The organism is Burkholderia orbicola (assembly GCF_900100915.1).
Taxonomy (GTDB): Bacteria; Pseudomonadota; Gammaproteobacteria; order Burkholderiales; family Burkholderiaceae; genus Burkholderia; species Burkholderia orbicola.
Map to the genome: position 1 here is coordinate 124,134 of NZ_FNKW01000001.1, position 23,121 is coordinate 147,254.

Annotated in this window: 19 protein-coding genes and 3 tRNA genes; 13 read left to right on the forward strand and 9 right to left on the reverse strand. The window is 66.9% G+C overall.

Translation table 11 applies throughout. From position 1 onward, the window contains the following. Positions 1 to 16: 16 nt before the first annotated feature. The 3 genes from BLS50_RS00535 (at position 17) to BLS50_RS00545 (ending at position 2,763) form a co-directional block, all read left to right on the forward strand. The gene (locus BLS50_RS00535; protein WP_074799960.1) at positions 17 to 1,054 is read left to right on the forward strand and encodes a quinone-dependent dihydroorotate dehydrogenase; all 1,038 of its coding nucleotides are present in this window, start codon (positions 17 to 19) and stop codon (positions 1,052 to 1,054) included. A gap of 99 nt (positions 1,055 to 1,153) precedes the next feature. Further along, complete coding sequence (locus BLS50_RS00540) at positions 1,154 to 1,948, forward strand: cystine ABC transporter substrate-binding protein (protein ID WP_074799963.1); 795 nt, start codon at positions 1,154 to 1,156, stop codon at positions 1,946 to 1,948. Between the two features lie 122 nt (positions 1,949 to 2,070). Next, positions 2,071 to 2,763, forward strand: a complete 693-nt coding sequence (locus BLS50_RS00545) for an amino acid ABC transporter permease (protein ID WP_012328406.1) — start codon at positions 2,071 to 2,073, stop codon at positions 2,761 to 2,763. A 61-nt stretch (positions 2,764 to 2,824) separates the two neighbouring features. On the opposite strand, the gene BLS50_RS00550 is transcribed toward BLS50_RS00545, so the two are convergent. The 6 genes from BLS50_RS00550 to rnr form a co-directional block, all read right to left on the reverse strand. Continuing rightward, a complete protein-coding gene (locus BLS50_RS00550) occupies positions 2,825 to 3,811 on the reverse strand; it encodes a Gfo/Idh/MocA family protein (RefSeq protein ID WP_074799966.1) in 987 nt (328 codons plus the stop codon). Between the two features lie 101 nt (positions 3,812 to 3,912). Then, positions 3,913 to 4,629 (reverse strand): FadR/GntR family transcriptional regulator, encoded by a 717-nt coding sequence (locus BLS50_RS00555; RefSeq protein ID WP_006476118.1) that lies wholly within the window; start codon positions 4,627 to 4,629, stop codon positions 3,913 to 3,915. 282 nt (positions 4,630 to 4,911) lie between these two features. Continuing rightward, positions 4,912 to 5,607, reverse strand: a complete 696-nt coding sequence (rpiA, locus tag BLS50_RS00560) for a ribose-5-phosphate isomerase RpiA (protein WP_006476119.1) — start codon at positions 5,605 to 5,607, stop codon at positions 4,912 to 4,914. A 92-nt stretch (positions 5,608 to 5,699) separates the two neighbouring features. Continuing rightward, a complete protein-coding gene (locus BLS50_RS00565) occupies positions 5,700 to 6,572 on the reverse strand; it encodes an N-acetylmuramoyl-L-alanine amidase (protein WP_027807356.1) in 873 nt (290 codons plus the stop codon). Between the two features lie 120 nt (positions 6,573 to 6,692). After that, positions 6,693 to 7,436 carry a 23S rRNA (guanosine(2251)-2'-O)-methyltransferase RlmB gene (gene rlmB / locus BLS50_RS00570; RefSeq protein WP_023474772.1) on the reverse strand — a complete coding sequence of 248 codons (744 nt, stop codon included), beginning with the start codon at positions 7,434 to 7,436 and terminating at the stop codon, positions 6,693 to 6,695. A 148-nt stretch (positions 7,437 to 7,584) separates the two neighbouring features. Beyond that, positions 7,585 to 10,074 carry a ribonuclease R gene (gene rnr / locus BLS50_RS00575; protein ID WP_074799970.1) on the reverse strand — a complete coding sequence of 830 codons (2,490 nt, stop codon included), beginning with the start codon at positions 10,072 to 10,074 and terminating at the stop codon, positions 7,585 to 7,587. Between the two features lie 249 nt (positions 10,075 to 10,323). Between rnr and BLS50_RS00580 the strand changes: the two genes are divergently transcribed. From BLS50_RS00580 to BLS50_RS00620, 9 genes are all read left to right on the forward strand, one after another. Then, positions 10,324 to 10,410, forward strand: a tRNA-Leu gene (locus BLS50_RS00580). Between the two features lie 187 nt (positions 10,411 to 10,597). Continuing rightward, positions 10,598 to 11,587 (forward strand): aliphatic sulfonate ABC transporter substrate-binding protein, encoded by a 990-nt coding sequence (locus tag BLS50_RS00585; RefSeq protein WP_074799975.1) that lies wholly within the window; start codon positions 10,598 to 10,600, stop codon positions 11,585 to 11,587. A 111-nt stretch (positions 11,588 to 11,698) separates the two neighbouring features. Continuing rightward, positions 11,699 to 11,785, forward strand: a tRNA-Leu gene (locus BLS50_RS00590). Between the two features lie 263 nt (positions 11,786 to 12,048). Beyond that, a tRNA-Leu gene (locus tag BLS50_RS00595) sits at positions 12,049 to 12,135 on the forward strand. 294 nt (positions 12,136 to 12,429) lie between these two features. Further along, on the forward strand, positions 12,430 to 13,677 hold the full coding sequence (locus BLS50_RS00600) for an ROK family protein (protein WP_054927808.1): 1,248 nt from the start codon (positions 12,430 to 12,432) through the stop codon (positions 13,675 to 13,677). Next, on the forward strand, positions 13,664 to 15,217 hold the full coding sequence (locus BLS50_RS00605; protein ID WP_074799978.1) for a sugar ABC transporter ATP-binding protein: 1,554 nt from the start codon (positions 13,664 to 13,666) through the stop codon (positions 15,215 to 15,217). Before BLS50_RS00600 ends, BLS50_RS00605 begins: the two co-directional genes overlap by 14 nt. A gap of 43 nt (positions 15,218 to 15,260) precedes the next feature. After that, complete coding sequence (locus tag BLS50_RS00610; RefSeq protein WP_006476124.1) at positions 15,261 to 16,298, forward strand: ABC transporter permease subunit; 1,038 nt, start codon at positions 15,261 to 15,263, stop codon at positions 16,296 to 16,298. Positions 16,299 to 16,384: 86 nt separating this feature from the next. Beyond that, on the forward strand, positions 16,385 to 17,329 hold the full coding sequence (locus BLS50_RS00615; RefSeq protein WP_023474777.1) for an ABC transporter substrate-binding protein: 945 nt from the start codon (positions 16,385 to 16,387) through the stop codon (positions 17,327 to 17,329). Positions 17,330 to 17,462: 133 nt separating this feature from the next. Then, on the forward strand, positions 17,463 to 18,401 hold the full coding sequence (locus tag BLS50_RS00620) for a carbohydrate kinase family protein (RefSeq protein WP_074802736.1): 939 nt from the start codon (positions 17,463 to 17,465) through the stop codon (positions 18,399 to 18,401). A 22-nt stretch (positions 18,402 to 18,423) separates the two neighbouring features. Here the strand turns inward: BLS50_RS00620 and BLS50_RS00625 are convergent, their stop codons facing one another. From BLS50_RS00625 to BLS50_RS00635, 3 genes are all read right to left on the reverse strand, one after another. Next, positions 18,424 to 20,139 carry a SulP family inorganic anion transporter gene (locus BLS50_RS00625; protein ID WP_074799981.1) on the reverse strand — a complete coding sequence of 572 codons (1,716 nt, stop codon included), beginning with the start codon at positions 20,137 to 20,139 and terminating at the stop codon, positions 18,424 to 18,426. 23 nt (positions 20,140 to 20,162) lie between these two features. Then, positions 20,163 to 20,789, reverse strand: a complete 627-nt coding sequence (locus BLS50_RS00630; RefSeq protein WP_027810354.1) for a ParB-like protein — start codon at positions 20,787 to 20,789, stop codon at positions 20,163 to 20,165. A gap of 123 nt (positions 20,790 to 20,912) precedes the next feature. Next, positions 20,913 to 21,455, reverse strand: coding sequence for a GNAT family N-acetyltransferase (locus BLS50_RS00635; RefSeq protein ID WP_074799983.1), 543 nt, complete (start codon positions 21,453 to 21,455; stop codon positions 20,913 to 20,915). A 280-nt stretch (positions 21,456 to 21,735) separates the two neighbouring features. Between BLS50_RS00635 and BLS50_RS00640 the strand changes: the two genes are divergently transcribed. Beyond that, entirely contained in the window at positions 21,736 to 22,956 is a 1,221-nt protein-coding gene (locus BLS50_RS00640) for an MFS transporter (RefSeq protein ID WP_011545290.1), read from the forward strand. Positions 22,957 to 23,121: the final 165 nt, after the last annotated feature.

The following is a 23,121-nucleotide window of genomic DNA, read 5'->3' on the forward strand; positions in this document are numbered from 1 at the left end:
TGTCCGCCCAACTCCCGTGTTCAGTTCCCTCTACCCGCTGGCCCGCGCATCCCTGTTCAAAATGGATGCGGAAGACGCTCACCACCTTACGTTGCGCGCGCTCGGCGCGGCCGGACGCACGGGCCTCGCCTGCGCGCTGTCGGCCCGCGTGCCCGACGCGCCGCGCACCGTGATGGGGCTCACGTTCCGCAACCCGGTCGGCCTCGCGGCCGGCCTCGACAAGGACGGCGCGGCCATCGACGGCCTCGCGGCGCTCGGCTTCGGCTTCATCGAGGTCGGCACGGTCACGCCGCGCCCGCAACCCGGCAACCCGCGCCCGCGGATGTTCCGGCTGCCGCAGGCCCAGGCGCTGATCAACCGGATGGGCTTCAACAACCACGGCGTCGACCAGTTCGTGAAGAACGTCCAGGCCGCCCGCTATCGCGGCATCCTCGGCCTGAACATCGGCAAGAACGCCGACACGCCGATCGAACGCGCCGCCGAGGATTACCTGTACTGCCTCGAGCGCGTGTACCCGTTCGCGAGCTACGTGACGATCAACATCTCGTCGCCGAACACGAAGAACCTGCGCCAGTTGCAGGGCGCAGGCGAGCTCGACGCACTGCTCGCCGCGCTGAAGGACAAGCAGCAGCGCCTGGCCGACCTGCACGGCAAGCTCGTGCCGCTCGCGCTGAAGATCGCGCCCGATCTCGACGACGAACAGGTCAAGGAAATCGGCGACACGCTGCTGCGCCACAAGATCGAAGCGGTGATCGCCACCAATACGACGCTGTCGCGCGCGGCCGTCCAGGGCCTGCCGCACGCGGACGAAGCCGGCGGCCTGTCGGGCCGCCCCGTGTTCGACGCGTCGAACGAAGTGATCCGCAAGCTGCACGCGGAAGTCGGCAACGACGTGCCGATCATCGGCGTCGGCGGCATTTTCTCGGGCGAGGACGCCCGCGCGAAGCTGGCGGCCGGCGCGGCGCTCGTCCAGCTCTATACCGGCTTCATCTATCGCGGCCCGGCACTCGTATCCGAATGCGTGAAGGCGATCGCCCGCGAACGCAGCGCGTAATATAGGCATAAACAAACTGTATTTGATGATCGATAGCGTTCTTGCTATCGTCGTTTCACGATCAGAATCATTGACCCGGACAGGGCAAGGACACACACGATGAAATCTTCGCTGCTGAAGAAGCTGCTGGTTGCCGGCGTGATCGGCACGTCGTTCGCCGCGGCGACCGCCCACGCGGCCGACCTCCTCGACCAGGTCAAGCAACGCGGCACGCTGCGCGTCGGCCTCGAGGGCACGTTCCCGCCGTTCAACTCGAAGAGCCCGCAAGGCGAGCTCGTCGGCTTCGACGTCGATATCGCGAAAGCCGTCGCCGCGAAGCTCGGCGTGAAGGCCGAATTCGTGACGACCGAATGGAGCGGCATCATCGCGGGCCTGCAGGCCGGCAAGTTCGACGTGATCGCCAACCAGGTCGGCATCACCGACAAGCGCAAGGAAACGCTCGACTTCTCGCCCGCGTACACGTACTCGTCCGCGCAGCTGATCCAGCGCAAGGACGACACGCGCCAATTCAAGTCGCTGGAAGACCTGAAGGGCAAGAAGCTCGGTGTCGCGCTCGGCACGAACTACATGGACATGGCGAAATCGGTACCGGGCATCGACGTGAAGACGTACCCGGGCGCGCCCGAGTACCTGCGCGATCTCGCGGCCGGCCGCCTCGACGCGGCGCTCAACGACCGCCTGATGCTCGCATACCTGACGAAGAATTCGCAACTGCCGCTGCGCCCGGGCGCGAACGTCGGTTCGGCGAACCCGTCCGGCATCCCGTTCAAGAAGGGCAACCCGAAGTTCCAGAAGGCGATCGACGACGCGATGGCGCAACTCGAGGCCGACGGCACGTTCACGAAGATCTCCGACAAGTGGTTCGGCATCGACGTGACGAAACCGATCAAGTAAGCACGCCTGCATTTCCCGCCTGACGGCGGGCCGGAAAGGGCGGCATCCGCAACGATGCCGCCCTTTGTTTTATCGGCCCGGTTTATGATTGCGCTTTCGCGCACGCATTCGATTCGCACTCCATGTCGACAACGTCCCTGCTCGTCCAATCGCTGCCGGTGCTCGCCCAGGGCGCCGTCCTGACCGTCAAGTTCGCCGTGCTGTCGATGGTGTTCGGCCTGCTTGGCGCCGTCGTGCTCGCGATGATGGGCATCCGGCAGAGCGAAGCGCTCGACGGCTTCGAGCGCATCTGGGTCAACGCGCTCGCGTGGCTGGCACGCGCATACGTGAGCCTGATGCGCGGCACGCCGCTGCTCGTGCAGATCTTCGTCATCTATTACGGGCTGCCGAGCCTCGGCATCTCGCTCGATCCGACGCCGGCCGGCGTCATCGCTCTGTCCGCGAACGTCGCGGCCTACATGTCGGAAAGCATGCGCGGCGCGATCAACGGGATCGCGCGCGGCCAGTGGCTCGCCGCGTACAGTCTCGGGCTGTCGTGGGGGCAGACGCTGCGCTACGTGATCGGCCCGCAGGCGCTGCGCATCGCGGTGCCGAGCCTGTCGAACAGCCTGATCAGCCTGATCAAGGACACGTCGCTCGTGTCCGTGATCACCGTGACCGAACTGCTGCGCAGCGCGCAGGAAGTGATCGCGGCGACCTATCAGCCGCTGCCGCTCTATCTCGCCGCCGCGGCCGTGTACTGGGTCCTGTGCCAGATCCTCGAATGGGTGCAGCGCTGGTACGAAAAGCGCCTGTCGCTGCCGTCGCGGCATTGAGCCGCGCCGTTGCGCCGGGCCGCGCTCGCGGTCCCGGCGCCCGCCTTCCCGCCTGTTCCGTCTATTCGCCCGAATAACGCACGCCGAGCACGGCGCGCGCCGCATCGGTCATCGCGATCATCTGCCGCGAATGGTCGTGCGTGATGATCGGGCTTTCGGTTTCGCCCGCGCGCAGCAGGTCGCAGAAATGCGCGGTTTCGTAGTTCAGCCCGCCGCCTTCGGCCCGCGCATCGAGTTCGACGGTACGCCCGTCCGCATAGCGGATCGTCGCGCGCTCGGGGTTCCACCACTTCTCGTGAATCGTCACGTGGCCGCCCGCCGCGGCGATCAGCGCATCGCCGCGCCCCATCACGTCGAGGCCGCAAAAGAGCTGCGCGATTCCGCCGTTCGCATGCACGCTGTTCAGGCTCGCGAACAGATCGACCCCCGTCGCACCGACGCGGCCGAGCGTCTGCACGTCGCGCGCGGCGCCGAGCCAGTCGACGGCAAGAAACGCCTCGTAGATGCCGATGTCGAGCAACGCGCCGCCCGCACGATCGAGCCGATAGACGGAATGGTCCTCCGGCACTGACGACGATGCGCAGCCCGCCCGCACGAGCCGGATCTCGCCGATCGGATCGTCACGCAGGTGCGCACGCAACTGACGGTACAGCGGGAAGAATGGCGGCTTCATCGCCTCCATGAAGAGCAGCCCGGCATCGCGCGCCGCGTGCAGCACCGTGTCGAGTTGCGCGGCGTTCAGCGCCGCGGGTTTCTCGCACAGCACGGCCTTGCCGGCAGCCAGTGCGGCCAGCGTGTACTGCGCGTGACTGTCATGGAGCGTCGCGATGTAGACCGCGTCGATATCGCTCGCGAGGAGCGCGTCGAGGCTCGCGGCAGGCGTGCCGCCGTATGTCGCGCAGAAAGTGGCCGCTGCGTCGGCGCGGCGGGCCCAGGCGCCGGCGAACGTGGCGCCCGGCACGTGGGCGAGGCTTTGCGCGAAGCGGCGCGCAATGCCGCCTGCACCGACGATGCCGAAGCGCACCGGGCGATGGTCGTTGTCGTTCATCCTGATCTTCCGTGTCGGTCGTATGACGGTAGCCGGCACGCTGCCGGCCGGCCGTCATGATAAACGGCCCGGCGGCACACGGATGAGCGACACGTGCCGCGTCAGGCACGCACCGGCACGTCGACCGAGAAATCGCGCGAAATCTCGTCCGCGCTGAAATCGATCAGCGCGAGCGACGCCGCTTCGGCTTCGCGCGGGTCGCGTCGCTCGATCGCATCGACGACCCGCGCATGCGCCTTCACCGCGATGTCGTGCGCGCCTTCCTTCTGCACGACGCGCGGATTCACGAGACGCACTGCCCCGCGCACGATCGCCGCCATCTGCTGGAAGAACTGGTTGCCGCTCGCCTGGACGATCCGCGTATGCAGCAACTCGTCCGCCGTGTCGTAGCCGGGGTCGCCCGGCTGCAGCACCTTGAACGCATCGAACGCTTCGCGAATGCCCGCAATGTCGGCCGCCGTCGCACGCACCGCCGCCTGCGCGGTCGCGCGTGGTTCGATCAGCATCCGGAATTCGATGACGTCGCGCATGAACTGCGGATCGGGCTTTGCCCGAAATCGCCAGCTCACGACGTCTTCGTCGATCATCCGCCAGTCGCGCATCGGCCGCACGCGCGTCCCGACTTTCGGACGCACGTCGAGCATGTCGCGCGCAAGCAACATCGACAACGCTTCCCGCATCACCGTGCGGCTCACATCGAACTCTTTCGACAGCACGTCCTGTGGCGGCAAGATGCCGCCGTACTTGTCTTCGACGATACCCGCGACAAGCCCATCCATCACTTTGGCGACCAGTGACCGGTCTTTGCCCTGCTCCATGACACCTCCCCGTGCGTCGATTTGCGAACACCTGCTCCGCAGTTCCGCCGGCCCTGGTTACTACTCTGTTCTTATGATCTATAAGTTGATGAGTTCGACGATATTTCGCTATCTGGTAAACACCTGACAGGGTTATCCCTCTTTTGAACGAGGTGATTTATACGGCTAAAAAAAAGGCCCGGGAAGCGCGCCGCGCCTGCCGGACCCCGGTTTCCACAAGATTTAACCATCCAATCCATGACGGCCGATACCGCGCCGTTACGGACTGCTTCTCATTCAGTTTTAGCCAGCCGGATAAACGATCGTTTCAACGCCGTTTTCCGTGCCGAGCAAGCACAGATTCGCGCCGCGTTCGGCGAACAGACCGACCGTCACGACGCCCGGCCATGCGTTCACCTGCGCTTCGAAACCGCGCGGATCGGCGATCTGCAGGCCCTTCACGTCGATGATCTCGTTGCCGTTGTCGGTGATATACGGCGCGCCGTCCTTCGTCACGCGCAGCACGGGCACGCCGCCGAGCGCGGTCACGCGCCGGCCGATCGCCGTGCGCGCCATCGGCACGACCTCGATCGGCAGCGGGAACGCGCCGAGCACCGGCACGCGCTTGCTGGCGTCCGCGATGCAGACGAACGTGTCGGCCACCGATGCGACGATCTTCTCACGCGTCAGCGCGCCGCCGCCGCCCTTGATCATCGCGCCGCCCGCGTCGATCTCGTCGGCACCGTCGACGTACACCTGCAGCGACTCGATCTCGTTCAGGTCGAACACCTTGATGCCGTGCGATTTCAGGCGTTCGGTCGTGGCAATCGAGCTCGACACGGCGCCGCGATAGCGCGATTTGACGGCGGCGAGCGCGTCGATGAAGCAGTTGGCGGTCGAGCCGGTGCCGACACCGATCACGGCGCCTTCCGGCACGTTCTGGATCACGTAATCGGCGGCGGCCTGGCCGACGAGGCGTTTGAGTTCGTCTTGAGTCATGGCGTGGTAATGCTGCGGGATTGCGGAAAACCGCCAGTTTACCGGAGTCGGCGGACGCCCCCGCGTTTTTCGGCGTGCGCCGCGCCGCGTATTCAGGGTGTGTCGGCCGCCGGCGCGGGATCCGCCGCTTGCGTGCCGGGGAAGTACTTGTCGAGCAGCGCCTGCGCGATCGCATCGCTTTCCGCGTCCGGATTGCCCGCGTAATCGGACGGCCGGAAATGCATCTGGAACGCCGCGAACACGCGCCGCGTGCGCATGTCGAGCACGCCGTCGGTCGGCACGTCGTAGCCGTAGCGCGCGAGCTTGAGCTGCAATTCGCGCACATCGACCGGCGCGTGCGGGTCGCGGCCGGCGAGCCGAGCGGCGACGGTCGCGTCGTCCGGCCATGCGCCGACGCCGGCTTGCGCGAGCGCATGCCAAGGAAACAGCGGGCCGGGATCGATCTTGCGTTGAGGCGCGATATCGCTGTGCCCGACCACGCGCGTCGGCGGAATGCCGTAGCGCGCGACGATGTCCTTCGACAGGCGGGTCAGCGCGTCGACCTGTTCGGGCGGATATGGCTGCCAGGTGCGGTGCTGCGGATCGAGCGGGCCGCGGTTCACGTTCTCGATGCCGATCGACACCGCGTTCAGCTCGGTCGTGCCCTGCCACTCGCTGACGCCCGCGTGCCACGCGCGCCGCGCTTCCGGAACGAGCTGGTAGACGACGGGCATCCCGCGTTCGGCGCGCGGCTGCGGCGGGATGACGTAATGCACGCTGACCGAGTCGCCCGTCAGCGTGCGCAGCGATTTCGTCTCGTCGCTTTCGGTGTAATGCATGACAAGAAAGCGGATCCGCGAATCGGCGCCGCGCGCGTGCAGGCTCGTGTCGGCGTAGTAGGTGCCGCGTTCGACGAGCGACGGCGACGTGCAGGCCGCCAACAGACCGAATACGGCGCAGCAGGCGCCAATACGAAACAGGGTCATCGGTCGCGGGTTCCGGAGAGCCGCGTGCCGCCTTGCATCGGGGCACGCGTCGTGCGGGTCATTCGACGCCCGCGCATCGCGCGCGGGACGGGCGGGTCGGCCCCGGGTCAGCCCCGGGGTTCAGCCCTTCACGCGCCGCTGACGCACGGCTTCGTACAGGCAGACACCGCTGGCGACCGACACGTTCAGGCTTTCCACGCTACCGGCCATCGGGATGCTCATCACTTCGTCGCAGGTATCGCGCGTGAGCCGGCGCATGCCTTCGCCTTCCGCGCCCATCACGAGCGCGACCGGGCCGTCGAGCTTCGTTTCGTAGAGCGTCGCCGGCGCCTCGTCCGACGTGCCGATGATCCATACCCCCGCTTCCTTCAGCTCGCGCAGCGCGCGGGCGAGGTTCGTCACCGTGATGTACGGCACCGTGTCGGCCGCGCCGCTCGCCACCTTGGCCGCGGTCGCGTTCAGGCCGACCGCGCGGTCACGCGGCGCGATCACCGCATGCGCGCCGGCCGAATCGGCGACCCGCAGGCACGCGCCGAGGTTGTGCGGATCGGTGACGCCGTCGAGCACGAGCAGCAGCGCGGGCCCGTTGATGCCGTCGAGCAGCTCGGACAGGTTCTGCGCAAGCGGCATGTCCTCGACGCGCGCGACGACGCCCTGATGGCGCTCGGTGTGCGCGAGGCCCCACAGGCGCGTTTCGTCGGCTGCGATCAGCCGCACGCCCGCTTCCTTCGCGGCGTGCAGGAAGTCCTGCATGCGGCGGTCGCGGCGCGTCTGGTCGTACAGCACCTCCGCCACCGTCGATGCATCGTGCCGCAAACGTGCGGTCACCGCATGAAAACCGTAAAGAACCTTCAGACGTGACATGACTGGAACAACCTTCGATCAAACGTGCGGCCGCGCGACGTGCGCAGCCGCGATCCATGGAAAAGGAAAGCGCCGCGTGGCCGGCCGATGACCGGTGACGCGGCGTCTCTCGATACTGCAGGGCGTGCGCGTACGCCGCCCCGAACACTCAATACTTCTTGCGGGCGCGAGCCTTCTTCGCAGTCGGCTTCGCGAGTGCGCCACCGCCAGCACCGCCGCTCTTCTTCTTCGCGGCGCCACGCGCGGCGCGCGCTTCCTGCACCGCGACGCTCGGCGCGCTCGCGGCCTTCTTGCGACGCGGCACGGTTTCCTCCACCGGCGGCAGCGCACGCACGCGCGGGCCATTGCCGCTGCCGTTGCCGTTGCGATCGATGCCGGCAGCCGGCGCGGGCGACGGACGCGGCGCCTTCACCGGCGTATCGCGCACGAGGCGGAAATCGATCTTGCGCGCATCGAGATCGACGCGGCTCACCTGCACGCGCACGCGATCCGACAGGCGATAGCGGATGCCCGTGCGTTCGCCGCGCAGCTCGTTCTTGATCTCGTCGTACTGGAAGTAGTCCGAGCCGAGTTCCGTCACGTGCACGAGCCCTTCGATGAACAGCGTGTCGAGCTGCACGAAGATGCCGAACGACGTCACGCCGTTCACCATCCCGCCATACTCCTCGCCGAGCTTGTCGCGCATGAAGTAGCACTTGAGCCACGCTTCGACGTCGCGCGACGCCTCGTCCGCACGGCGCTCGTTCGCCGAGCAGTGCAAGCCGAGCTCTTCCCAAATCGCCGTGTTCGAGCGCGAGCGGTTGCGCGCTTCGTCGTCGGCCTGCTGCATCGCGCGGGCGCGCGGCGACAGCGCGGTGTTCAGCTCGAAGCCTTCCGGCGCCTTCGGCGTGTACTTCTTGCCCGACAGGATCGCGTAGATCGCACGGTGCGTGAGCAGGTCCGGATAGCGGCGAATCGGGCTCGTGAAATGCGCGTACGCCTCGTACGCGAGGCCGAAGTGACCGATGTTGTCCGGGCTGTAGACGGCCTGCTGCATCGAGCGCAGCAGCATCGGCTGCAGCATCTGCGCGTCCGGCCGGTCGCGGATCTGCGCCATCAGCGCCGCGTAGTCGCTCGCATGCGGCTTGTCGCCGCCGCCGAGCGACAGGCCCATGCCGCGCAGGAACGCGCGCAGGTTCTCGAGCTTCTCCGGTGTCGGCCCCGCGTGCACGCGGTACAGGCCCGGATGCTTGTTGCGCTTCAGGAAATCGGCCGCGCAGACGTTCGCGGCCAGCATGCATTCCTCGATCAGCTTGTGCGCGTCGTTGCGCTGACGCGGCACGATCTGCTCGATCTTGCCCTGCGAGTTGCAGACGATGTAGGTTTCGGTCGTGTCGAAGTCGATCGCACCGCGCTTTTGACGGGCGGCGAACAGCGACTTGTAGACGCCGTACAGATCCTGCAGGTGCGGCAGCAGATCGGCGCGGCGCGCGGCCTCCGGCCCCTTCGTGTTCGACAGCACGGCCGCGACTTCGGTGTACGTGAGGCGCGCCGCCGAATGGATCACGGCCGGGTAGAACTGGTAGGCCTTGATCTCGCCGCGCGCGGTGATCACCATGTCGCACGCGAGCACGCAGCGATCGACCTGCGGATTCAGCGAACAGAGGCCGTTCGACAGCTTCTCCGGCAGCATCGGAATCACGCGACGCGGGAAGTAGACCGACGTGCTGCGCTCGAGCGCGTCGGCGTCGAGCCCGGTACCCGGCTGTACGTAGTGCGACACGTCGGCGATCGCGACGATCAACCGGAAGCCGTCGCCGCGGCCGACCTTGACCGGCTCGCAGTAGACGGCATCGTCGAAGTCGCGGGCGTCCTCGCCGTCGATCGTCACGAGCGGCACGTCGCGCAGGTCGACGCGGAAACGCAGGTCGGCCGGGCGCACCTTGTCGGGCAGCGCCGCGGCTTCGTCGAGCGCCGGCTGGCTGAATTCATGCGGCACGCCGTACTTGCGCACCGCGATTTCGATTTCCATGCCCGGATCGTCGATATCGCCGAGCACCTCGACGACACGGCCGAGCGGCTGCGAATGACGGCTCGGGAAATCGGTCAGTTCGACGACGACGACCTGCCCGACCTTCGCCTTCTTCACGTTCTGGGTGATCAGGATGTCGTGGCCGATGCGCTTGTCTTCCGGCGCGACGATCAGCGCACCGTTCTCGTTCAGCAGGCGACCGATCACGCGCTTGTTCGCGCGTTCGGTGACTTCGACGACGTGCCCTTCCGGCCGGCCGCGGCGATCGTAGCCGACGATCCGCGCGAGCACGCGGTCGTTGTGCATCACCTTCTGCATTTCGCCGTTCGGCAAGAACAGGTCGTCCTGACCGTCGTCGCGGATCACGAACCCGTAGCCGTCGCGATGCCCCTGCACGCGCCCGGCGACGAAATTCGACGGATGGGTCAACTGGTAGTGGCCACGCTTGTCGAGGCGGATCTGGCCGTCGCGCTCCATCGCGGCGACACGCCGGAAGAACCCCTCGCGCTCTTGACGCTTGATCGACAGGGCTTCGGCGATGTCGTTGGCGGCCAGCGGCGCGTCGCTCGTACGCAGCACGCCGAGAATCTCTTCACGGCTCGGAATGGGGTACGGATATTTGCTCAAGGGTTTGTCGATGATTGTTCTCGTTGCGTTGACTGATGGTGCACGGCATCAACATAGAGGTGTCCGTCAGACAGTTCTATATTGACGGCGGCGGGTCATTCTATCACCCGCCTGTGTCGCCAAAAGACGGGAATGCCGCCAACACGCGCGGCGACGGCCTGTTTGCGGCGCATCGCAAAAAAGTGTTGACAGGGTTAATTGGGGCGCTATAATTTCGCTTCTTTGCAGCAAACAGCTACTGCAAAACGTGCCCAGGTGGCGGAATTGGTAGACGCACTAGGTTCAGGTCCTAGCGGTGGCAACATCGTGGAGGTTCGAGTCCTCTCCTGGGCACCACTTGATTTATAAAAAAGGTCGGCTTTTGCCGGCCTTTTTTCATTTCGGCGCTTGCATCGCGAGTGCCCGTCCTCGGCCCTTATGTCGGCCGCTCCGATCGATAGCAGAATTTATCGGTTATCAATCGCCCTCCCCGTTGTTACGTTAGCCGCCTCGCTTTCAACGCATCCAACGAGGAGCACCCTTCATGACGTCGATGAACCGCCGCGCATTCGCGCGCGCGATGCTGGCCGCAGGCCTCGCTGCCGCCGGTGTCCGCGCGCACGCCGAGAATGCGTCGGCCACGCTGCGCATCGGTTACCAGAAGTCGTCGACGCTGATCACGCTGCTCAAGACGCGCGGCACACTCGAGCAGGCGCTGACGCCGCTCGGCCTGCGCGTGTCATGGCATGAATTCGCGAGCGGATTGCCGCTGACCGAAGCGCTCAACGTCGGCGCCGTCGACTTCAGCGCGGACGTGGCCGATACGGTGCCGGTCTTCGCGCAGGCCGCGCATGCGCGTTTCGTGTACGTCGCGCAGGAGGCACCTTCGCCGAAGGCGCAGGCGATCGTCGTCAAGCAGGACAGCGCGCTGCGCACGCTCGCCGATCTCAACGGCCGGCGTATCGCGGTCACGAAGGCGGCCGGCAGCCACTACCTGCTGCTTGCCGCGCTCGCCCGCGCGAAGCTCGCGCCCGCCGACGTGGCGATCCATTACCTGACACCCGCGGACGGCCGCGCCGCGTTCGAGCGCGGCAGCGTCGACGCATGGATCACGTGGGATCCGTATGTCGCGTCGGTCGACCGGAATCCCGACGTACGGATTCTGGCCGACGGCGACGGACTCGCGTCGTACCAACGCTACTACCTCGCGTCGAGCAGCTTCGCCGCCGCGCGCCCCGATGCCATCCAGATCCTGTTCGACCAACTGTCGCAGGCCGGCGCGTGGCTGCGCGACCATCCGCAGGAGGCCGCGAACACGCTCGCGCCGATCTGGGGGCTCGATGCCGCGACGATCGCACGTGCGAATGCGCGACGCAGCTATCTCGTCCGCGCGGTGGTCACGCAAAACTTCGGCGAACAGCAGAAGATCGCCGACACGTTCCTTGCGGCCGGGCTGCTGCCCGCCCGCGTCGATACGAGCCAGGCGCAGCGCTGGAATTTCACGACGAAGCGCGCGGAGCCGGTCGGCGCGTGACGGTCGGCGGCGCAAGGCGCGCAATATTTTTGCCGCTCCGGATGAAATTGTGTTGACAGACTTCGCCGACACGCTACAATAGCGGTCTTCGCACTGCAGTAAGCGAAACGTGCCCAGGTGGCGGAATTGGTAGACGCACTAGGTTCAGGTCCTAGCGGTGGCAACATCGTGGAGGTTCGAGTCCTCTCCTGGGCACCATCTGTTTTCTAAAAAGGTCGGCTTTTTGCCGGCCTTTTTTCATTTCCGGTGCACAAATCGATATGTGTGCTCGCGTCGACGCATTTACCCCGCCGACATCACGTCGCACATCGAGGAGGCGCGTCAGCCGTCACGGCCCCTGCACTCGCCGGTTCGGCAATCAAGCCGCCCAGATTGATATTTTCGTCCGCCCCTCAAATTCTGTTGACAGATTCTCCGGGCACGCTAGAATAGCGGCCTTCGCACTGCAGCAAGCGAAACGTGCCCAGGTGGCGGAATTGGTAGACGCACTAGGTTCAGGTCCTAGCGGTGGCAACATCGTGGAGGTTCGAGTCCTCTCCTGGGCACCACTTGATTTATAAAAAGGTCGGCTTCTAGCCGGCCTTTTTTCATTTCCGGCCCCGGAATCGGACATGCTCCGGAATTTCCGTATCGCATATCTATCCTCCTCTCATTGCCCCGCCCCGCAGTGCTTCGATCGGTTCAGCACCCTCATTCCTTCACTTCACTCCGCTCCGCACGAATCTCTCGTCGTAGAAAAACCGGGATTTCCCTAGGCTGACAGGCCGTCGCTCACGCGGTTAAATAAATCAACGTGATTTATTTAATGCGCCGCCGAACGGCGCACCATGGAAGGAGACGCCATGAGAAGCCCGCACTTCGGCCAGGGAAGCAATTCGGCCAACGTGCGCCGTTACAACGAGCGCCTGCTGCTGAAGACGCTGCGCCGCGCCGGCAGCGCGTCGAAGGCCGACCTCGCCCGTCTCGCTAATATGACGGGCACGGCGGTCGGCAGCATCATCGGGTCGCTCGCCGACGCGAAGCTGATCGAATTCGCGGGCCGCACCGAAGGCCAGCGCGGCCAGCCCGCTTCGCTGATCCGCGTCGATCCGCGCGGTGCGTTCGGCATCGGCGTCCACCTCGACCGGATGCGCATCGAGACGGCGCTCGTCAACTTCGCGGGCGACGTGCTCGGCCGCCGCTCGCACGACACGCTGCTTCCCCCGCCCGCCGACGTGCTCGAGATCGTGCGTCACGACATCGACGCGATGCAGGCCCTCCTCCCCGACCATGAACGCGCGCGCCTGACCGGCGTCGGCGTCGCGCAGCCGTACAACCTCGGCGCATGGATGCGCGAGCTCGGCCTCGCGCCCGACACGTTCCGCGCGTGGGAAGACGTCGATTTCGCGGCCGACCTCGGCCGCACGCTGTCGCTGCCCGTATTCGGCGAGAACGACGGCAACGCGGCCGCGATCGCCGAACTGTTCTACGGATACGGCCGGCAGTGCGACGACTTCGTCTACCTGTTCATCGGGCCGGCGATCGGCGGCGGCATCGCGATCGACGGCGACTGCCTGCGCGGCGTGACCGGCAATGCCGGCGACATCGCGGTGATTCCGGTGCCGCCGAGCCGGCTGGCCTCCGCGCCGCCGCCGCGCGGCCCGTGGGACATCCTGCTCGCACGCGCCTCGCTGCATGCGCTCGTGCGCCATCTGCGCCATCACGGCGAGACGGTCGAGAACCGCGCCGATCTCGAAGCCTGCATCGCCCGCGGCCTGCCGGCCGTCGACGAATGGATCGACGACTGCGTCGACGCGCTCGCGCCGGCGCTGCGCGCGGTGCTGTGCGTGATCGACGCGCCGGTGGTCGTGCTCGACGCCGACACCGACGCAGGCCTGCTCGACGCGGTCACGACCCGCCTGCGCGCGGCGCTCGTGGCCACCGCGCCCGAGGCCCGCGGCACGCCCGTGCTCGTGCGCGGCACGTTCGGCGCCGACGCAGGCGCGATCGGCGCCGCCACGCTGCCGATGTTTTTCAACTTCTCCCCGCGGGCCGGCATCCTCAAGGGCGCCCGCACCGATTTGCAGGAGGTCCACCATGTCGCGTTCTGAGTCGCCCCGCCCGCTGCTCGAGATGCGCGGGATCAGCAAGACGTTCCCGGCCGTACGCGCGCTCGACAACGTCAGCCTGACCGTCTATCCGGGCGAAATCCATTCGCTGATGGGCGAGAACGGCGCGGGCAAATCGACGCTGATGAAGATCCTGTCGGGCGCCTACCGCGCCGACGCCGGCGGCGAGATCCTGATCGACGGCCAACGCATCGAGATCGACGGCCCGCTCGCCGCACGCGATGCCGGCGTCGCGGTGATCTACCAGGAGCTGTGCCTGTCGCCGAACCTGACCGTCGCGGAAAACATCTACGTCGGCCGCGAACTGCGCCGCGGCAACCGGGGCTGGGGCACGATCGACCGCGCGGCGATGGCGCGCGGCTGCCAGGACGTGCTCGCGCGCCTGGGTGCCCCGTTCGGGCCCGACACGCTCGTCGACACACTGTCGATCGCCGAACAGCAGCTCGTCGAAATCGCCCGCGCCGTGCATACCCGCGCCCGCATCCTCGTGATGGACGAGCCGACCACGCCGCTGTCGTCGCGCGAAACCGAACACCTGTTCCGCCTGATCCGCCAGTTGCGCGAGGAAGGCCTCGCGATCATCTACATCAGCCACCGGATGGCGGAGATCTACGAGCTGTCCGACCGCGTGTCGGTGCTGCGCGACGGCGCGTACGTCGGCACGCTGGAGCGCGCGTCGCTGTCGGCCGAGCGGCTCGTCGCGATGATGGTCGGCCGCGACATCTCCGGTTTCTACAAGAAGGAACACGCGCCGTACGACCCCGGCCACCTGCTGCTGTCGGTCCGCGACATCGCCGACGGTGCGCGTGTTCGCGGCTGCAGCCTCGACCTGCATGCCGGCGAAGTGCTCGGCATCGCGGGGCTCGTCGGCGCGGGCCGCACCGAGCTCGCACGGCTGATCTTCGGGGCCGAACCACGCGTGCGCGGCGACGTGAAGCTGGGCGAGCGCACGTTCGGCGCGCACTCGCCGCGCGACGCGATCGACGCAGGCCTCGTCTACCTGACCGAAGACCGCAAGCGCCAGGGCCTGTTCCTCGACATGAGCGTGCGCGACAACATCAACATCTCGGTGTGCAACCGCGATGCGCGGCTCGGTGCGCTCGACCTCGCGCGCGGCGCCGAACGGGCGCGCGACGCCATCGCGTCACTGTCGATCCGGGTGCCGCACGCGAACGTCAACGTCGGCGCGCTGTCCGGCGGCAACCAGCAGAAAGTGCTGCTGTCGCGCCTGCTCGAGACGAAGCCGCGCGTGCTGATCCTCGACGAACCGACACGCGGCGTCGACATCGGCGCGAAATCCGAGATCTACCGGATCATCAACGAACTGGCCCGTGCCGGCGTGGGCGTAATCGTGATCTCGAGCGAACTGCCGGAAATCATCGGCGTCGCCGACCGCGTGCTCGTGATGCGCGAAGGCGAGATCGCAGGCGAACTCGGCGGCCACACGCATACGCCGATCACGCAGGAAGCGATCATCGCGCTCGCCACCGGCTCGCAGGCCGAACTGGCCGACGCGCACTGAGCGCCGCCCCTTTTCATTTCACTCTCACATTCAGGCTACCGAAATGATCAACCCGACCAAGCAGCGGAACCTCGCTTCCGCGACCGCCCACCCGGTCGCCAACCGCACACCCCTGATGCGCGGCGCCGATCATCGCGCCCGCATGCAATCGCTGATCCGCACGGCCGGCATGCTGCCGGTGCTGCTGGTCCTGTGCGTCGGCTTCGGCTTCCTGACCGATGGCTTCTTCACGCTGCAGAACCTGTCGATCGTCACGCAGCAGGCATCGATCAACATCGTGCTCGCCGCCGGCATGACGTTCGTGATCCTGACGGGCGGCATCGACCTGTCGGTCGGCTCGGTGCTCGCCGCCGCGGCCGTCGCGGCGCTCATCGCATCGACCATTCCCGGCTGGGGCTGGCTCGGCGTGCCGTTCGCGCTCATCGTCGGCCTCGTGTTCGGCGCGATCAACGGCGGGCTGATCTCGTTCCTGCGCCTGCCGCCGTTCATCGTCACGCTCGGCGCGATGACGGCCGTGCGCGGCGTCGCACGCCTGATCGGCAACGACACGACCGTGTTCAACCCGCAACTGCCGTTCGCGTTCATCGGCAACGGCTCGATCCTCGGCGTGCCGTGGCTCGTCGTGATCGCGTGCGCGGTGATCGCGATCTCGTGGTTCATCCTGCGCCGCACGGTGCTCGGGATGCGGATCTATTCGGTCGGCGGCAACCCGGAAGCCGCACGTCTGTCGGGCATCAACGTACGGGCGATCCAGATGTTCGTGTATGCGGCGTCGGGCCTGCTCGCCGGCCTCGGCGCGGTGATGTCGGCCGCGCGCCTGTATGCGGCCAACGGCCTGCAGCTCGGCCAGTCGTACGAGCTCGACGCGATCGCCGCGGTGATCCTCGGCGGCACGAGCTTCGTCGGCGGCGTCGGCTCGATCGTCGGCACGCTGATCGGCGCGCTGATCATCGCGGTGCTGACCAATGGGCTCGTGCTGCTCGGCGTGTCCGATATCTGGCAATACATCATCAAGGGGCTGGTGATCATCGGCGCGGTCGCGCTCGACCGCTATCGCCAGCGCGACTCGGCCCGTACTTGACTCCCCTCCCTCATCGTTCAACCATCGGCGCGCAGGCAGGTCCTCCTGCGCGCGTTCACCAACAGACCTCACGGAGACACAACGACATGTTCAAGCACACCGCCGCCCTGACCGCCGTCGCCTGCGCACTCGCCTTCGGCGCTGCCGCCGCCCATGCAGCCGACAAGCCGCTGAAATCGATCGGCGTCACGGTCGGCTCGCTCGGCAACCCGTATTTCGTCACGATCGTGAAAGGCGCCGAAGCGCGCGCGAAGCAGCTCAACCCGAATGCGAAGGTCACGGCCGTCTCGGCCGACTACGACCTGAACAAGCAGTTCACGCAGATCGACAACTTCATCTCCGCGCACGTCGACATGATCCTGCTCAACGCGACCGACCCGAAGGCGATCGAGCCGGCGGTGAAGAAGGCGCAGGCGGCCGGCATCACGGTCGTCGCGGTGGACGTCGCGGCGGCCGGCGCGAACGCGACCGTGCAGACCAACAACGTGAAGGCCGGCGAACTCGCGTGCGATTACCTCGCGAAGAAGCTGAACGGCAAGGGCAACGTGATCATCGAGAACGGCCCGCAGGTGTCGGCCGTGATCGACCGCGTGAACGGCTGCAAGGCCGTGCTCGCGAAAAACGCCGGCATCAAGCTGCTGTCGAGCGACCAGGACGGCAAGGGCTCCCGCGAAGGCGGGATGAACGCGATGCAGGGCTACCTGACGCGCTTTCCGAAGCTCGACGGCGTGTTCACGATCAACGACCCGCAGGCGATCGGCAGCGATCTCGCGGCGAAACAGCTGAACCGCCCGAACATCGTGATCACGTCGGTCGACGGCGCGCCCGACATCGAGGTCGCACTCAAGTCGAACACGCTCGTGCAGGCGTCGTCGAGCCAGGACCCGTGGGCGATGGCGCAGCAGGCCGTCAACGTCGGCTACGGGATCATGAACGGCCAGAAGCCGGCCAATCCGATGATCCTGATCGAGCCGACGCTGATCACGCGCGACAACGTGAAGACCTACAAGGGCTGGAGCTCCCCGCGCTGATCACGCCGATCGCCCTCGAGGCCGGGCAGTGCCGGGCCGCGTCGCCACGCGCGACGCCCCGCACCGCCCGGCTGTTCAGATTCAGATCAACCGCTGTACGGCCGCGCGCGATGCCGCGGCACAAGGTTTCCACATGACGACGACGTTTCCCCGCCTGATCGTGTTCGGCGAAGCGCTGACCGATTTCATCCGCGACGACGCGCAGCACTGGCACAGCGTCGCCGGCGGCTCGTGCTGGAACGTCGCGCGCGTCGGCGCGCGACTCGGCGTGCCGACGGCCTTCGCCGGCACGGTCAGCCGCGACACCTTCGGCGACGAGCTGATGCGCAAGAGCGCCGACGCGGGGCTCGACATGCGTTTCATCCGGCAGGTCGACCGCGCACCGCTGCTCGCGATGGTCGTGTCGAAGCAGCCGCCCCACTATTTCTTCATCGGCGAAAACAGCGCCGATCTCGCGTTCGATCCGGCCGACTTGCCGGCCGGTGCGTTCGACGCGGCCGACATCGTGCACGTCGGCTCGCTCGGCGTCGTGCGCGAGCCGCTCGCGTCGCGCCTGATCGAACTCGCGCAGGCCGCACGGGCGGCCGGCAAGCGGATCTCGTTCGATCCGAACTTCCGTGCGCCGATGGCCGCGCCGTCGTATCGCGACACGCTGCGCCGGCTGACCGCGCTCGCCGACTGGATCAAGGTATCCGACGAGGATCTGCGCGGGCTGTTTCCCGAACTCGACGAAGCGGCCGCGCTCGCGCAGTTGCGTGCATGGGCGCCCGACGCGACGATGCTCGTCACGCGCGGCGCGGCCGGCATGCAGCTGCTGCATCGCGATACCGTGCTGTTCCAGCCGGCGTTCCCGGCCGAGGTGGCCGACACGGTCGGCTGCGGCGATGCGAGCATCGGCGGCTGGCTCGCGAGCCAGCTCGCCCGCCCCGAGGCATCGGCCGCCGAGCATCTGCGCTACGCGGCCGCGTGCGCGGCCGTCGCTTGTGAACATGCAGGCGCCTATGCGCCGACGGCTGCGGAAGTGGCCGACATGATCGAACGCACCACCGCCAACGCCGCGCTTTCGCAATAGATGGCGCCGATGCGCCGCGCCGTCACTCGCTGCCGTTCTGCGGTTTGCCTACCTGCAGCAGTTGCAGGCTCTCGTCGACGCTGAGCTCCGACATCGCGTCGTCGTGCAACGTATCGTCCGCCGCACGGCGCAGCGCATGCAGCGCGTGCGTCTTGAGCCGGACGAGCGCGAGCCGCAGCCCGCGCGCCGCGCATTCGGCCGCGAACGTGCGCAACGATTCGATCGTCGTGCCGTCGACGTCCGGCGTTTCCTCGAGACTCACCATCACGATATGGGTGTCCGGCGCGGCCTTCATCAGCGCCCGCACGCGATTGAGCATCCGGTCCGCATTCGCGAAGAACAGCTGCGCCTCGGGCCGCACGATCAGCACGCCGGGCACCGGTTTCGCATCGGCGTGGCTCGCGACGTCGACGAAGTCGTGGCTGTCGCGCAGCCGGCCGAGCACGCTGACGTTCGGCTCGGACAGCTTGCGCAGCGTCAGCAGCAGGCTCACGCCGATCGCCGCGAGCAGGCCGTGCAGCACGCCGAGCACGAGCACCGCGAGCAGCGCCGCGATCACGACGAGCCGGTCGCGATGCCAGACCCAGTACGGCCGGAACACGGACGGATGCAGCGAATGGCTGACCGCGAAGATCACGATGGCCGCGAGCACGGGCTCGGGCGTACGCGCGAGTTGCGGCAGCAGCAGCCAGACGATCAGCGCGACCACGCCGGCCGCCCACATCCCCGCCAAACGCGACTGCGCACCGGCCGCCTCGTTCGCCGACGTCGCCGAATAGCCGGCGCCGACCGGCATCCCGTGCAGCAGCCCCGACACGAGGTTCGCGCAGCCGAGCGCGACGAGGTCGCGGTTCGGCGACACGGTATCGCCATGCTTCAGCGCGAAGTTGCGGATCGAGCCGTACGACTCCGCATACAGGATCAGCATCAGCGCAAATGCGAGCTCGACCGTCTGCATCCACGCATTGCGGTCGAGATGCGGCAAACCGAATTCGAGGTGTCGGAAGTCGATATGGCCGACGATCGCGATGCCGTACCGCTGCCAGTCGATCGCGTAACCCGCCGCGATCGACAGCACGATCACGACGAGCGTCGCGGGCACGCGCGCGCCGCGGCCGAGCACGAACAACAGCGCAAGTGCCGTCGCACCGACCACGACGCTCGCGAGATTCGCGTGCGGCGCACCGGCGAGCAGGTCGAGCGCGACGTGCGGCGCATCGCTGTGCTGCACGGAAATCGCGAGAATCTTCGGCAACTGCTTGATGACGATCGTCAGCGCGAGACCGAATGTGAAGCCGCGCAGCACGGGTCGTGCGACGAAATCCGACATGCCGCCGAGCCGCGCGACACCGGCCAGGATGAACAGCACGCCGGTCATCGCGACGAGCGCCGCCGCGAGCGCGAGCTGCGCGGCCAGCGCCATCCCCGATTCGGCGAGCACGGTCGCCGCGAGCACCGCGGCCGACGATGACGTCGACGACACGATCGCGAAGCGGCTGCTGCCGGTCAACGCATAGACGACGAGCCCTGACAGCAGCGCGATCAGGCCGGCCTGCGGCGGCAGGTTGGCCAGCCCCGCATACGCGACCGCCTCGGGAATCAGCAAACCGGCAATCGACAGGCCGGCCAGCGCATCGAGGCTGACGCGCCGCGGGCGCGACGCGGGCGGCGTGTCGAGCGCGACGAAATGGTCCGGATGCTGCGGGCCGGCGTCGGGGCGAATCGGAGCGGTCGTCATGAGACGGCGGAGCCGTGAGCCGGTCAGGGCTTGACGGCAATCACGCCCGACCAGCCGGGCAGATAGCGCGCATCCTGCTCGTGCGCGCGATGCAGCGCGATATCGAGCGCCTTCGCGAAGTTCTTGCGGATCTGGTCGAGCGACACGTGCTGGCGCAGATAGTCAGCCCACAGGAATTCGCTGAACGGGGTCGCGTCCTTCGCGTAGCCGCCCGCCGTGCGCAGTTCGCCGGCGAGGCTGCGGTACGGATCGTCCTCGAGCCCCGTCAGCGCCTTCGGCAAATGCGCATAGTCGCGCCGCGAACCGTCCGGGCCGAACGGATGCACCCACTGGTTGTGTTCCATCATCCGCCAGAAGATCGTGTCGTCGAGCCACGACAGATCCTTCAGCAGCATCGCATTCACGCGCGCCTCGCCCTCCTCGATCAGCGCGAGGCCAAGATGGTGGTGATCGGTGATGTAGTGCAGCCCGTCCGGACCGAGCACGGCCGGGAACCAGTGCGATTCGATCGCGGCCTTGCGGGCGCGCTTGTTCAGCGCCTTCCAGTGCTTGCGCTTCGCCTTGACTTCGCGGTAGCCCACCGTCATCTGGGTCGGACGCAGCGCGTCGAGCCTGACGGGAATGAGATGAACGTCGTTGCCGAGTGCCATGGTCGTACCCCATGTTGCAAAATTCCGGCAACGATACTCCTGATCACGGGCGCCGTTAATCCGTCATGACCGCGATACGCGTCCGGTTGACGATCTCCGACACCTGGCCTGCACGACGCCGCGCTACGCGCGCAAATCGTCGCGTTCGAGACGATGACGAATGTAAGGAATGCCGTCGTGCACGATGCTCACGCGCCGCATGCCGAGCTTGCACGCCACGTTCAGCGAGCCGCTGTTGGCCTCCGCGATATCGGCGATCACGCGCGGCAGGCGCACGGTGTCGAACGCGTGCCGCACGACGGCCGCCGCGGCTTCGCTCGCGATGCCGCGCCCCCATGTCGCACGCACGAGCCGCCAGCCGATCTCGACGTCGCGCGACCCGTCCTTGTAGTCGGGAATCAGCAGCATCCAGCCGATGAACACGTCGGGCGCGGCCTTCTCGAAGATCGACCAGTAGCCGAGGCCCGGCGGATAGTCGCACGTGATCCGGTGCGTGACGAAGCGGCGATGCTCGACGGGGTCGTGCCACGGGCCCGCGATGTGGCGCGTGACCTCGGGATCGCGATCCATCTCGATGCACGCTTCGAGATCGGCCAGCACGCGCGGACGCAGCCACAGCCTCGCGGTTTCGAGCACGGGCAACGGGTCGGCGGAACGGTCATTCATCCGGACTCCTGAGTCGGTGACGATGCGCATCGAGCGCATTACAGAACGGATACAAAAAGCCTTCCACCATGATACAGATGCCTGTCGCGTGCCTGTAGCAGCGCCGTTTCAGATTCCGAAACAGTCCATTTCGTAGGGATTATTCCTGATTCGCGCTTATCGCGCCCCACCTCGCGCAGCGCGGAAGCCTACACTCGATCAGTGCCCCCGCGCCGCGCGCGAGCCGGGCCGGCATCCGCATGCCTATCGCGAGCGCGCAAGCCAACGAGGAGACCCGGACATGAGCTGGACCCGCGAGCAACGCAACGTCACGATCGCCGCCTACCTGGGCTGGACGCTCGATGCGTTCGATTTTTTCCTGATGGTTTTCGTGCTGAAGGACATCGCCGCGGAATTCGCGTCGACGATCCCCGCCGTCGCGTTCGCGCTCACGCTGACGCTCGCGATGCGCCCGCTCGGCGCGCTGATCTTCGGCCGGCTCGCCGACCGCTTCGGCCGCCGCCCGACGCTGATGGTCAACATCGCCTGCTATTCGCTGCTCGAACTCGCGTCGGGTTTCGCGCCGAGCCTGACCGCGCTGCTCGTGCTGCGCGCGCTGTTCGGCATCGCGATGGGCGGCGAATGGGGCGTCGGCTCCGCGCTGACGATGGAAACCGTGCCGACCCATGCGCGCGGCTTCGTGTCCGGGTTGCTGCAGGCCGGCTACCCGAGCGGCTATCTGCTCGCGTCCGTCGTGTTCGGCCTGTTCTACCAGACCATCGGCTGGCGCGGGATGTTCATGGTCGGCGTGCTGCCCGCGCTGCTCGTGCTGTACGTGCGCGCACACGTGCCCGAATCGCCGGCATGGAAACAGATGGAGAAGCGAGCGCGCCCGAGCCTCGGCGCGACGCTGAAGCAGAACTGGAAGCTCACGATCTACGCGATCGTGCTGATGACCGCGTTCAACTTCTTCTCGCACGGCACGCAGGACCTCTATCCGACCTTCCTGCGCGAACAGCACCACTTCGATCCGCATACCGTGTCGTGGATCACGATCGTGCTGAACATCGGCGCGATCGTCGGCGGCCTGTCGTTCGGCACGATCTCGGAGCGGATCGGCCGGCGCCGCGCGATCTTCATCGCCGCGCTGATCGCGCTGCCCGTGCTGCCGCTGTGGGCGTTCTCGAGCGGCCCGGTTGCACTCGCCGCCGGCGCGTTTCTGATGCAGATCTCGGTACAGGGCGCGTGGGGCGTGATACCGGTTCACCTGAACGAGATCTCGCCCGACGAGATCCGTGCGACCTTCCCCGGTGTCGTCTACCAGCTCGGCAACCTGCTCGCGTCGGGCAACGCGACGATGCAGGCGTCGCTGGCCGTGTCGAACCACGACAATTACGGCTTCGCGCTCGCCCTCGTGGCCGGTATCGTGGCCGTCGCGATCGCCGTGCTGATCCTGTTCAGCCGCGAGCGGCGCGGCATCGACATGACGCAATCGGTCAATACGCGTAGCACCGTCGGGTGAACCCGCGCATTGCGGCACCGCATCATCGCGCGCGCCCCGCCCCGCCGTGAGCGGGTGTCGCGCTTTCCGCACCCGCACATCGAACTAGAGGAATTGATCCAGATTCCGCGCTTGCCCGGTCCGGCCACGATTTTTTATCTTAATAAAAACGACTGTTTGAATCAG

What these genes read in the sequence shown, in the direction of transcription:
- BLS50_RS00540 (WP_074799963.1), top strand. Translation starts at nt 1,154, where the DNA reads ATGAAATCTTCGCTGCTGAAGAAGCTGCTGGTTGCCGGCGTGATCGGC.
- BLS50_RS00545 (WP_012328406.1), top strand. Translation starts at nt 2,071, where the DNA reads ATGTCGACAACGTCCCTGCTCGTCCAATCGCTGCCGGTGCTCGCCCAG.
- BLS50_RS00550 (WP_074799966.1), bottom strand. Translation starts at nt 3,811, where the DNA reads ATGAACGACAACGACCATCGCCCGGTGCGCTTCGGCATCGTCGGTGCA.
- BLS50_RS00555 (WP_006476118.1), bottom strand. Translation starts at nt 4,629, where the DNA reads ATGGAGCAGGGCAAAGACCGGTCACTGGTCGCCAAAGTGATGGATGGG.
- rpiA (WP_006476119.1), bottom strand. Translation starts at nt 5,607, where the DNA reads ATGACTCAAGACGAACTCAAACGCCTCGTCGGCCAGGCCGCCGCCGAT.
- BLS50_RS00565 (WP_027807356.1), bottom strand. Translation starts at nt 6,572, where the DNA reads ATGACCCTGTTTCGTATTGGCGCCTGCTGCGCCGTATTCGGTCTGTTG.
- rlmB (WP_023474772.1), bottom strand. Translation starts at nt 7,436, where the DNA reads ATGTCACGTCTGAAGGTTCTTTACGGTTTTCATGCGGTGACCGCACGT.
- BLS50_RS00585 (WP_074799975.1), top strand. Translation starts at nt 10,598, where the DNA reads ATGACGTCGATGAACCGCCGCGCATTCGCGCGCGCGATGCTGGCCGCA.
- BLS50_RS00600 (WP_054927808.1), top strand. Translation starts at nt 12,430, where the DNA reads ATGAGAAGCCCGCACTTCGGCCAGGGAAGCAATTCGGCCAACGTGCGC.
- BLS50_RS00605 (WP_074799978.1), top strand. Translation starts at nt 13,664, where the DNA reads ATGTCGCGTTCTGAGTCGCCCCGCCCGCTGCTCGAGATGCGCGGGATC.
- BLS50_RS00610 (WP_006476124.1), top strand. Translation starts at nt 15,261, where the DNA reads ATGATCAACCCGACCAAGCAGCGGAACCTCGCTTCCGCGACCGCCCAC.
- BLS50_RS00615 (WP_023474777.1), top strand. Translation starts at nt 16,385, where the DNA reads ATGTTCAAGCACACCGCCGCCCTGACCGCCGTCGCCTGCGCACTCGCC.
- BLS50_RS00620 (WP_074802736.1), top strand. Translation starts at nt 17,463, where the DNA reads ATGACGACGACGTTTCCCCGCCTGATCGTGTTCGGCGAAGCGCTGACC.
- BLS50_RS00625 (WP_074799981.1), bottom strand. Translation starts at nt 20,139, where the DNA reads ATGACGACCGCTCCGATTCGCCCCGACGCCGGCCCGCAGCATCCGGAC.
- BLS50_RS00630 (WP_027810354.1), bottom strand. Translation starts at nt 20,789, where the DNA reads ATGGCACTCGGCAACGACGTTCATCTCATTCCCGTCAGGCTCGACGCG.
- BLS50_RS00635 (WP_074799983.1), bottom strand. Translation starts at nt 21,455, where the DNA reads ATGAATGACCGTTCCGCCGACCCGTTGCCCGTGCTCGAAACCGCGAGG.
- BLS50_RS00640 (WP_011545290.1), top strand. Translation starts at nt 21,736, where the DNA reads ATGAGCTGGACCCGCGAGCAACGCAACGTCACGATCGCCGCCTACCTG.